Origin of the sequence: Schleiferilactobacillus shenzhenensis LY-73 (assembly GCF_000469325.1) — a bacterium.
In the GTDB taxonomy this organism is placed as follows: domain Bacteria; phylum Bacillota; class Bacilli; order Lactobacillales; family Lactobacillaceae; genus Schleiferilactobacillus; species Schleiferilactobacillus shenzhenensis.
Window position 1 is genome coordinate 135871 of record NZ_KI271584.1, and the last position, 11303, is coordinate 147173.

An 11303-nucleotide genomic window follows, 5' to 3' on the forward strand; every position below is an offset into this window, starting at 1 on the left:
TTGGCCGAAGCCGCCCGCCAGCGGCTGCAGGCCGCCGTCGACGCTGTTCAGCGCGAGGCCAAGTTCATCGATATTATCAACAAGAACACAGCGCTGCCGAAGGATAAATAGTCCCGGTTGTCAGGAACCAAACTACCCAAAATGCCCTGCTTTCACAAACTGAAGCAGGGCGTTTGTCATGATGCAACTATTAAACTAAGTTTTTGATGTTGGTAATATGCCCATCTGCGATCGTGATCAATGTATCTTAATACTGGTAAGCTCTAGCATCCACATAGTGCATCACACTAATGATCGCACCAGGATAATGATCAAAATCAGCTTTGCGACATTCTCCCGATTAGCCAAGTCCAACGCAGAAGCAGCTCCGTCCAGCAGTAACCTGAACCTAAATTATGCACGGCTTGACCAAAACCTGGATTAGTTCGGTTAAACAAGCAGATTTGGTCCAGATCAGTAGCTGAATTTTGGAAATTTGGGCCCTGTTTCTAAAAATGGGGCAGTGGCGGGGCTTGTCACGAGCATCTAACTGATTTTTACGTACACAAAGGGAGTTTTTTGCAGACCTTCTGCTCAGCTGATTCTGTTATTTATCATGCACGGGTGGCCGTCATACCACGAAGTCGAGCCGCTGGATCTTTTTCCAGATTCGGTAAATCAAGGCGTTATCGGGATCGCTCTGCGCCAGGCTAAGGTGAAGCCCGCGAGCGTGGCTGGTCAACACCGCACCAACGTAAAAGATATGGGTGCGCAGCGTAGCCACCAGCTTGTCCCGCCACTTTTTCAGCAAGGTGAGCAAGGCCATCGAACGGGTCAGGTTGTAAGCCAAAACGCCCATCATCATGCGCACTTCGTTGTCGGCCATTCGGTGACTGTCGGTTTTGGCCATGGCAAAACCGTTCTTGCTCTCCTTGATGTAATCCTCCATAGTCCCCCGCGCACGATAAATTTCCACGACCCGGCGGGCAGGCACCGTCATGTTCGTTACGTAGTAGAGGTAATACGGCACGGTCTCATTGACCCCTTGCTCGGCGCAGATGATCATGCGGCGCTTGTGGCCACCCCACGTGTGGGCCCGGTACTGTTCCTCGTAATATTTGGTCTTGGGTGCTGCCTGCACTTGAAACGCCGTATCCGCATTGAAGAAACCGACGGCGTCATTATCGATCTTGGTGTTGTGGCTGAAAGCCAGCACATAGTGGTTATGGTGCTCCTCCACCGATTCGTAGAGGGCCGGCTTGGCGAAGCCGGAGTCGCCGCGAAAGAGCAGCTGGTGGTTAGGATACTCTCTTTGGAGAGCTTCTACGTAGTCCTCAGCGTGCAGAGACGTGTAATTGTTTCCTGGCCGCAGGACAGCACTGAGCAGCAGCTTGGCCTGGGCGTCATACGCAACGAAGGGGTGATAACCATACGCCTTGTAATGTGAGTTCCAGGCACTGCCCTCTTGCTTGCCAAAAGTATCCAGGTGGGTCGAGTCGATGTCCACAGTGATCCGCCGATGCGGGTTCCGCTCTTCATATTGCCTAGCCACCGCTGAATTGAGCAGGTGTAACTGACGCCGGCCGTTTTGATCATTGCCAACGCGGGTAATAAAACGAGAAATATCGGTTTGTCGTGGCACTGGACCGATAAAATCCAAATTACTCAACAACGGATCGTTGGCGAGCTGGTTCGCGGCAGAATCCTTGTCGTACCCAGCAATCAAGCGTAGCGCACAGTGGCACACGAGGTCTGTGTTTGTGTACTTGCAGTATCGGCGCTTATCCACTGGCTGGAAAAGCGCATCGACCAGTTGCGGGAACTGGATTTTGTTCATAAATTCAGCGACGTTGAACATCCCCCCGAGGGAAGTGATGTCAGGTCCATCCGCTGAAACGGACATTTTCGAGTTGCATTCAAGCGCCATTGTCGGTATGTTATTCATATGGAATCTCTCCTCTGCCTTTGGTTTAGTCGCTTAAAGTGTAGCACAGAGATCCCATGACATTTCACCCGCTGGGTGAAATGCTCAATAACGTATCGGCGGCCCAGCCCAAACAAGGCAAGGACCTATTCATCAACGCCACCGGCTACGTCCCGCTCAGCCCTGGCTGCTCCAGTGGGTGAACAGCGTTTGCTGCAGAATACAGGTGACGATGCTCAGCTTGGTGTCGGCGACCCTGCCAACCGCCGCATCGCCGGCCGGGACCGGTGTTACTTCGCCCTATTCCGCACGGGGCTGGTCTCCAATTTCCGCCGGTGCGGCTTTACAACCATGAGCCCATTTGCATCGTCTCTGCCCAAGCTGTCACAATGACGGCTGCTGAGTTCGCCAAGTACCTCTATTGGAACATCTTCCGCGGCCCGCACTTCATTGAGCTCTATTACTCCCCCAGTATGCTGGACGATGAGAAATGGTTCATTCCCCGCAATGTCCTGCGCCTCGCCCAGCCCCACCAGAACTTGCTGCAAAACGTCCAGTTGCTGGGCCCGGACACGCAGAGCAGTATCTACGGTTATTGGTCCAAGGGGAGAAGAGCTTCCTGGCCCTGCGTAATCCCCACCGACCCAGGCCCAAGCCTATACTTTGACCGTTGCGCTGACAGCCATGGCGGCGCGGCCGCTGCTAACTTTTGGCGAGCTGACCCAAGTCGCCGAGACAGCCATCACGCTGGTCGCCGGGGCCATTGGCCTATTCAGATTGAATCAGACACCGCAGCTGCATCGTTTGGAACGGGTGACCGTCACCGTCGATCGGCTGCAGCTCATCTTTTGCCAGCCGTTCAACGACCTGACGGAGGTAAGTACTGGCGAGACGGTTCTGCCTATTACGGCGGCGAATCGGCACCGTTCGGTGTTCTGGGTGCACCGGCCCCAAGGCTTAGCAGACGGCTTACCGCTCATCCTCCGTGGCGCAGCTGGTTAGCCAACGACAGCGGTCCGTTTGCAGTGAGCGCCCAGCGGCAAATACCGCAATCCGTGGGCTCCCCCCCCGCGCACGCTGCAGCTCGCGATTCAGGCCCTGGCCGAACTGCCCCTGCAGTGACGACGCTGCTGAGGGGCGAACAATGGACACTGACGGTAACCGGTGACCGGCTGACCCTGATGGTCGCCGGGAAAGCCCATACCGTAGACCCGGTGCAGTTTACGGTCCGGCGAAATGAGCACGGTACATTTGGTACGCGAACCTATCGCCCCCAGAAGATTACAAAGGAAACAGCGCCATTATCGGTGTCGCGGGAGGCGCTGCAGTTGACCATGGTCTTACCTGCTGCGGTGGAGATATGGCATGGTAAGCGACCGCTGTCGCACGTCGCTGTCCCTGCCGCATTTAAGGCGGGTGAATCGCCGGCCGCAGCTAGCAGTCCGTACAATGTGATCTGGCAAGAGCGGTTCTCAGGTTGAACAAGATGAAAGCCTATGCGCCAATGGCCATACAAGCATTAGAATATGGGTACGTGTATGCGGAGTCTTAGAGCGGCGGAAGGCGGCGGCTCACATGAGAGTATTCGTGAAGTGGTATCCTGTCAACATATCAGCGACGGCTGGGATGATTGCATTGTATTGAATGTGCCCTCTATTGGCGAAAGCTCAATTTCCCGCCGATACAAACACTTCAAGTGATGCTGCCACCAAAGTGAGTATTGGCACACCGATAGAGAATGCAGCAATCACCCGCCAATACATTCTTCGCGGTGTGACTTTGTTAACAAAAAGAGCCTCCGGGGGTAATGCCAGCCAAGTATGAGCTGGCTCCCACCCGTGGCGGTATAGCAGTACGTTGTTCAACGATTCCGCCAACGTAACCGATGCAGATATTGAGAGGTCCTCCACAAAGCCATGTGGAAAAAGTGAAACAGTCATTGAAGAAAGGCCCTTTTCTGGTCCAAACTTCAAAATGATTGACGCTATCACAATCCCATAAAAGATACAGTTTACCAATGGAAGCCAGATCACCAGATTGGTTTTCACAGCCCAGTGATAGGTGACAGAGCCTAACAAGAAGACGGCGATGTTGATTTTTAGATTATTCCAAAATATGTCGGCAACTTCACTCAGCCCATGCCATAGCTCTGGTTGCGGTGCCCCCGCGTTGGGCATCTGTATGCGTGTGATAAGAGCGCGCCATACGCCGAGTTGACCAAAAATCGGATAAATTAAAAGCGCTACAAGGACGCAGAACAAGATGAATGCTTCAATGATGATCCAGTTTGTGATCACCTTTTTGGACAGCTGTCTTAAAAACATGTTTGTCTCCTTCCACTGATTGCCTAAATTATATTTGGATAGTTTTCCGCCCATGACATAGCGATCACGTATTTGCAAAACGAGGAATGTATGTCGTTGAACTTAATTAGTCACTATTATTGAGAAACTAAATTATCGACGATATACTGAAGGTAAGTTTTCTTACCAACAATAATGGAGGCATCGCCATCAATCCCATATCGCAGCATACTGGCTTCTTTTGACGTTATTTGCGCTCTGGCTGTCACTTGAAAAAAATTCCCGTTTTTGGTAATTGTGGGGGCAATGTCGATGGCCTTGATTATTCCGTCTAAAGTGATTGGTGTTGGTACGTTTCTTGCAATGCGTAATCGGACACGTTGCCCGCGTTTAACACCTATTGTTTCGTTTGCGGATACTGGTAAAGTAATGGTCACCATTCTTTGATCCGTAATGACAGGGTAAATCTCGGCCAACGCATTTCCGCTTGGAACATACTTTTTTCCCAACTGACTTCCGTCAATGTGCAGGGTACCGCTACGCGGCGCTTTCACTCGATAGTCTGTCTGTTGATCTTCTAGCGTTGCCAATTTTTCTTGGATCTCTGTTAACGTTTGGCTAACCTGATTTTTTTGATCGCTCGTGCTTTTTAACTGTGAAGTTTGTAAGGATTGAAGCTTCGCTTGTGTTTCTTGTTGCCGGAGTGCACTTGTATTCGGTTGGCTGCTATTTGCCTGCTGTATTCTCAATGTACGTAAACTTTCTTGTTGTACGGTCAGCTGTTGTTGAATTTGGGTAACATACGTATTCCGTACTTTGTCGAGTGCCTCGCCGGTTAAGCCCTTACTATCTGTTACGAAATTTTGATAAATGTAACCAAATTGTGCATTCTCTGGATAACTGTGCCCCTTCTGAATAGCTGCCAGTAACACGTTATACGCCGAAATGTCGTCATTAACTGACTGGATTGATTGCTTGAGCAAGGCTGACACTTGCGTTGCTTTCTCTCCGGTGCTGGCTTGCTCAGTACGGTCCTGTTGACCTTCCAGAGTGTAAATACTGCGTTGGCTCAGATAATCCTGTAAAACTTGGTGGTACCCAAACTCGTCATCGGTCTGTCCAAACACGTCAGTATTTTCAATTAGACCGGTCTTTAAGGTGGCTAACGCGGCAAGCTGGCGTTGATACCGGGCTACCTGGTCTCTAAGTACCTTAACCTGTGCAGAGTTGGCCACGTCGTGATACACAAGTAAAGTGTCGCCTTTGCGCACATATTGTCCTTCTCGCAAATGATTTTCCAAAATACTGCTACTAACCGTCGCTTGAACACTGACGGGTACTTGCATCGGTGTTATCTCGCCAGTAGTGCGTACGGTGATTTCACGTTGACCAAAACTGAGAAAGAGAATCACTTCCACTAAGAACAACGTAGCTGGCACAATACTCATCGTAGCAAAGTTACGAAACCGATGGTTGTAAAACTCAGTGGTCTCCAAGCTTTCCTTGTCTTCCCATTGCATGGTCTCCACCTCAATCCTTGGCAAACATAGCGGCATAGTAGCCGTTCTTACGCGCCAGCAACGCGTCATGACTGCCTTGCTCCACTAACTTTCCGTGATCGAGCACAACGATATGGTCAGTCTGCTCTGCAATCGTCAACCGATGAGCCACAAAAATGATTGTTGTGTCCGTCATCCCCAACAAATGGTGAACGATTTTTCGTTCGGTAATGGTATCCAAATTACTGGTTGACTCGTCAAAAATCATTACCGGTGCGGCTGTCAAAATTGCGCGAGCAATCGTGATTCGCTGCTTTTGACCTCCTGAGAGAATGCTGCCGCTTTCCGACAAATCACTCGCATATTGTTGCGGAAGGCGCTCGATGTCCTCTTTGATTTCGGCCATTGCACATGCCCGTTCAACTTCCGCTGGTTGAATATCTCGCTCAACGCCAAGCAAGAGGTTATCAAAGACGGTCCCCGAAAAGATATCGGGTTCTTGCGGTACGTAGACAACATGTTGACGGAGTGCGGTCCGGTCGATCTCGTCAATATTGACGTCCCCAATCTTGATCTCACCTTGACCGGGCTCTAAAGCTGATAAACCAGTTAGGAGCTGTGCTAAAGTGGACTTTCCTGAACCCGACATCCCCACAATCGTCATCTTTTGGTGTTCCGGGATCGTTAGATTGACATCTTGCAAAACCTCCGGACCAAAACCGTACCGAAAGGAAATATGGTTCACCACAATATCGCCGTGGACTGCAGACGCATCTTTTACTGGCCTTTCCCTCTCATACTCAGAAGTAACCAATAGCACTTCGTTTAACCGGTTGTTCGCTACTTTGGCCATTTGTAACTTCGGCTGCAGGTTGATGATGCTTTCCAATGGGTTAGTAAAGTATGCCAGTAGTGCATTATAGGTGAACAGTTGGCCTAAGCTCAGCTGGTTGTGGATTACCAATAGTGCACCAACCCACAAAACCGCTACATTGAGGATTAATTTCAGCGCGGCCTTGATACTCTGCTGGAGCAAATCTGTATTACTGTACTGGAATGATTTTTTTAAAAAATCAGCAAACTCATGGTCGACCTTCCCGTAACTTTTATGCTCTCCGGTCATTGCTTTGATCGTTTGAATACCGTTGAGATCCTCTATAATGGAAGAACTCAGGATTGCATTGCTTTCCATTGTATTCTGGTTCAAGCGATTGAACCTTCCCTTAAATGCCCAAACAATCACGACATAGCAGGGTAAAGCGACCAGGGATAAGAGAAACAGCCGCGAGTTTTGGACACAGAGAACGATGCCAACGATCAAAACAATCCACACGTCCAAGAAAACGGTGATGATCGTACTCGCCAACGCGTCGATGATCTTACTCGCATCAGAAAAGCGAGAGACAATTTCGCCAGTCCGCCGCGTGGAGAAAAACGACATGGGCAAGTGAAAAAGATGCCGGAGATACCCCAAGGTCACGTCAATCGTTAGACGTTGGCCTAGAACATTGAGCAAGAAACCTTGGGCATAGGAGAAGACGGACTGAAAAGCATAAGCAAAAATAAGACCGCTTGCAATAACCCCAAGTGTCGACATCATAGCACCAGGAATGTACGTGTCAATCATGGCTTGAATGAAATAAGAGCCAGCGATGCTAATCACAGTACCAAGAACGGATGCCACAACAACCAGAGTAATGAGTTTTGTGTGTTTGGCCAAGACTGGAACAAAGTTCAAGAGACTGCCTTTGTCTTCCCGAGTTGGCTTGTATGATGGTGTTGGTGCAATAAAAATCGCTACACCGCTCCATTCTTCGGCAAATTCCTTTTTAGGCATCTCGATAATGCCAACTGACGGATCTGGATCGCCGATAATTATAGAGTTCTTGCGGGCACCAAAGACAACATAGTAATGGAGGTATTTGCCTTTTCTGTTAACATGCGCAATGAAGGGGTATAAGAGGTTGTCCATATCGAACAAAGACATATCCGCTCGAACTGTATGAGTATCGAACCCAAATTGTTGTGCTGCATGGACTATACCATACGCTGTTGTCCCCTCCAGGTCTGTTTTTGCAATGGTTCGAAGTCGTGCCAAAGAAGACAATGACCCATATACCTTAAAAATCATGTCTAGTGCCGCAACTCCACAATCACGCTCATCTACCTGCGGGACATAAAATTTTGCGAACTTCTTATTCACTGAGTTGCCCACCCTTAAGTTGCCTAGGAGTACAATACATAGGGCATACCCTCACTAAAACAGGACTAGAACGAAGCCCCTGTTACGGCACGGGTGATGTCCCTCAAGCTTGGTAAAACCTGCTCAAACGTGATAGCCGAATTGAGAGACTTGAAAGAACGTAAATACGTCTTTAAAATCAGCCTCGTTGTAGGAAGCCAAGCCTCCTGCGATAAGTTTCACTACCGAGCCATTTAACCAAGCATACCCCCGCTCAAGCCTGCCCGTGCAGAGAGCTTCATTCCGGTCCCGTCTTATAGAACGTCCGGTATTAGAGTACCCAATGTAAGCAAGGACCTTTTAATATCAATGCTCACACATTTATACTCCTGCTTACAAAGTATCCACCGCAGTTTCCGTTGCTTATGGCAGATACTTTTTGATGTGAGAATAAATCCAGTTGCCAACGATGCTTCCAGCAACCCCAATGGCAAATGCACCACCGCCGCCGCCATTATTAGGAGACAGAGAGTCCCCATCGTAGTTACCCATGATCCGTGGGGGCATCCCGCCCTTTACCTCTCGGAGCTCATCGGCAGTGAGCTCATGAAATTGACCTTTTTCCATAATCGCAAGCCCTCTCTGTGAAATAATTGCCAGTTGCTAACTGGTGATGATAAAGATACACGCCTTTTTCGATGATGTCAACTCTAAAAATTCATAAAATTAAATTTCAAAAGCCGTCGCTTTTCGGGATTAACGAATAGAGTGTTCGTCCAAGCCAGCTTTGCCCCTACTTAAGTGCTGTCTTCTTCCTCCCGAAGCGTATTCCTGCACCTGCATCCATTATAGTTGAGTTTCTTGCCTCTCTTCACGCGGCAAACTACGCCTAAGACTGTGAGACGTTGACATCTTAATCGCATTAAGAATCTCCAGATGCCCAGCTTTGCTTTGGCGGTCGATTTATCCTGAACTTCCTTGACCATGTGATTGCAATTCTTCTAAGCTTGACTACCGACTCGCCATAACCGGCACAATCCAGTAACATCTTGGCGGCTGCTGACCAGCTACGCGAATCATGCCGGCGGCTACAAAAAAACGTATTGTAAACTCTGTCGCAAGGGACAAGACTCGCACGATGCCCCGCATTCTCGGGATATCTGTAACACCTTAAAACCGGGTTAAGAAGGGGGCAAGGTGGCGATTAGCTTAACGGACAGGCAACTGATCAGCTGGCTTTGTGCAGCTTGGCGTGGTTAATCGTCAATAGCCTGACTGACCACTCATGGCTGCGCCAACTCCACAAAAGCACACCGCCATTTTTTAATCGCACGACTAGTGTTAAACGGCGCTGATATTCATTACAATGGCTTTTCCTCCTGTGTCTTGGTATGATGTCTGAAAAAGACAAGGAGATTATACCATGCGCCCAATCAAAAACCACGTTAACTTGACGGATGCTGAGGTCCAGCGCCTCACTAAGATGATCAAAAGCCGGAAAGCCAACCAAACATTGACCTAACGCACCCAGATTTTACTCGATGCGGACGAAAGTCATGGCGAATTACTCACTCGCAGGAAGATTGCTGAGATCAACCGGACATCGCCAGCGGTAGTTAGTACTGCTGTCCGCACCTTCGCTGCAGAGGGTATTGAAGCCGTCCTGAGCTTGAAACGCAGCGATGCTTCGAATCATTCCCGGCAAAAGATGACCGGCGCTGATGAAGCCCGCATCATCCAGCTGCTTTGTGAGCCAGTACCTGACGGTCACGCACGTTGGACACTGGTTTTGCTGGAAGAAAAGGTCAAGTTGATGATGGCGCAGCCCGTTAAGCGGGACGCCATTGGGCGGATGCTTAAAAAAAAACAAATTAAGCCTCACAAATCCGCCTATTGGGCTCTCCCGGCCAGGGCAGACGCGGCCTTCGTAGCCAACATGGAAGACGTTCTGGACGTCTATCAGCGCGCGTATAGTGCTAAGCTACCAGTTATTTGCTTTGACGAAAAGCCGGTAGTTCTGCATGGCGACGTACTCAAACCGTTGCCCATGCGGCCAGGCAGTATCCAGAAAATCGATTACGTGTACATCCGTTATGGCTACTGCGCAATTATGGGTTTCATCGAACCTTTAACCGGCAAACAGTACACTGATGTGCGACCAACCAGGAAAGCTGTTGATTTTGCGGAAGTGGTCAAACATCTGGTGGATGATCTTTACCCGGAAGCAGAGAAGGTTGTTTTGGTCATGGACAATCTGAACACGCACCAGATCGGCTCCTTGTATAAACGATTTTCGCCGGCAGAAGCCAACGGTTACGGAACAAGCTGGAGATCCACTACACACCGAAACATGGCAGCTGGCTGAACATTGCAGAAATCGGACTAAATCTGATCACTCGGCAATGCTTAGGCAAGCGCCGCATTCCCACAATCGAGGAATTGAGACGTGAGGTGAACGCTTGGTGTGCGGAGCGTAACCAGAAGAAGATTGCCGTTCATTGGCATCTCACCACTGAAGGCGCCTGGAATATGAGGAATAGGGATGTGCTAGATGTCAGCGCTGTTTAACACTAGCCCCGTTTCCACAAACACAATATTCGTCAAGACAAATTTTGTGCGCTTTGACCAGGGTTAGGCTACGATAATCTTAGAGACGCCAGGGCTTGCCATGGCGTGCACTCTTTGGAACGAAAGAAGGACCATTCCTATGAAAATAACGTTTATCGGTATCGGCGACATGGGCCGAGAAATGGTGCCGCACTTGGCCGCCGCCGGCCACGACGTCACCATTTGGGACAAGGACGCCGCCCGCCTGCAGGGTTTCACCGACCCCCATATCACAGCGGCGCACAGCTTGGCTGAGGCGGTCCAAGCCAGTCCGCTGGTCATCACTTCGGTCATGTCGGATGATGTCCCTGCCCTGCACATTGGTACCGCCGCCGCTCCCGGCATCGTTCATTACTTGCAGCCGGGCAGCGTGCTGGTCGTCACCTCCACGCTGGATCCGCGGAAAATCACCGCCATTCATGACGTCATGCCGGCCCGCACACATCTGCTGGACGTGCCGATGATCGGCGGCGTGAAGTACGCCCGGGAAGGCAAGCTGGTTCTGATTGCCGGCGGGGACCAAGCGGTGGTGGACCAAGTCACACCGATCCTCAGCCTATTCGGTACCGTCAAATACGTCGGTGCCTTGGGCAATGGGGCGAAGCTGAAGCTCATCACCAACGTCGGTATCATGGCCGCCGAAGCCGGCATCCGGGAGACGCTGGACCTGGCCGATGCTTATGGGATTGACTATGAGACGACCTTGAACTTGATGAAGATGGGCCCGCTCAACGCCGTCGTCACCCGGGCCTTGGATACGACCAACCCGCGGCCGCTGAAACGGTCCGTGGCCGACGAAGACGAGCTGT

General features: G+C 50.3%; 10 protein-coding genes and 1 pseudogene. 6 read left to right on the forward strand and 5 right to left on the reverse strand.

What is annotated here, in order from left to right:
* Nucleotides 1-111: pseudogene (locus L248_RS16295) on the forward strand (NAD(P)-dependent oxidoreductase); the annotation flags it as partial.
* Between the two features lie 499 nt (nucleotides 112-610).
* Here L248_RS16295 and L248_RS04135 read toward each other — a convergent pair.
* Nucleotides 611-1882 (reverse strand): IS1380 family transposase, encoded by a 1272-nt coding sequence (locus tag L248_RS04135; protein ID WP_040534754.1) that lies wholly within the window; start codon nucleotides 1880-1882, stop codon nucleotides 611-613.
* A gap of 98 nt (nucleotides 1883-1980) precedes the next feature.
* Between L248_RS04135 and L248_RS16405 the strand changes: the two genes are divergently transcribed.
* Together L248_RS16405 and L248_RS04145 are read left to right on the forward strand one after the other, a co-directional pair.
* Nucleotides 1981-2106: a hypothetical protein gene (locus tag L248_RS16405; RefSeq protein ID WP_022528830.1), complete on the forward strand. Its 126-nt coding sequence runs from the start codon at nucleotides 1981-1983 to the stop codon at nucleotides 2104-2106.
* Between the two features lie 460 nt (nucleotides 2107-2566).
* On the forward strand, nucleotides 2567-2905 hold the full coding sequence (locus L248_RS04145) for a hypothetical protein (RefSeq protein WP_040534757.1): 339 nt from the start codon (nucleotides 2567-2569) through the stop codon (nucleotides 2903-2905).
* A 665-nt stretch (nucleotides 2906-3570) separates the two neighbouring features.
* On the opposite strand, the gene L248_RS04150 is transcribed toward L248_RS04145, so the two are convergent.
* The 4 genes from L248_RS04150 to L248_RS04165 form a co-directional block, all read right to left on the reverse strand.
* On the reverse strand, nucleotides 3571-4227 hold the full coding sequence (locus L248_RS04150; RefSeq protein WP_040534759.1) for a stage II sporulation protein M: 657 nt from the start codon (nucleotides 4225-4227) through the stop codon (nucleotides 3571-3573).
* Nucleotides 4228-4343: 116 nt separating this feature from the next.
* The gene (locus tag L248_RS04155) at nucleotides 4344-5726 is read right to left on the reverse strand and encodes a bacteriocin secretion accessory protein (RefSeq protein ID WP_022528834.1); all 1383 of its coding nucleotides are present in this window, start codon (nucleotides 5724-5726) and stop codon (nucleotides 4344-4346) included.
* Nucleotides 5727-5736: 10 nt separating this feature from the next.
* Complete coding sequence (locus L248_RS04160) at nucleotides 5737-7908, reverse strand: peptide cleavage/export ABC transporter (protein ID WP_081701209.1); 2172 nt, start codon at nucleotides 7906-7908, stop codon at nucleotides 5737-5739.
* 402 nt (nucleotides 7909-8310) lie between these two features.
* Complete coding sequence (locus tag L248_RS04165) at nucleotides 8311-8514, reverse strand: hypothetical protein (protein ID WP_040534763.1); 204 nt, start codon at nucleotides 8512-8514, stop codon at nucleotides 8311-8313.
* A 904-nt stretch (nucleotides 8515-9418) separates the two neighbouring features.
* Here L248_RS04165 and L248_RS15770 point away from each other — a divergent pair.
* The 3 genes from L248_RS15770 to L248_RS04175 all read left to right on the forward strand — a co-directional run.
* Nucleotides 9419-10252 carry an IS630 family transposase gene (locus tag L248_RS15770; protein WP_155828564.1) on the forward strand — a complete coding sequence of 278 codons (834 nt, stop codon included), beginning with the start codon at nucleotides 9419-9421 and terminating at the stop codon, nucleotides 10250-10252.
* Between the two features lie 11 nt (nucleotides 10253-10263).
* Nucleotides 10264-10455, forward strand: a complete 192-nt coding sequence (locus L248_RS16500) for a hypothetical protein (RefSeq protein WP_425423440.1) — start codon at nucleotides 10264-10266, stop codon at nucleotides 10453-10455.
* A gap of 139 nt (nucleotides 10456-10594) precedes the next feature.
* Nucleotides 10595-11303, forward strand: a 709-nt coding sequence (locus L248_RS04175; RefSeq protein WP_040534764.1) for an NAD(P)-dependent oxidoreductase, incomplete at its 3' end; no start/stop codon positions are given.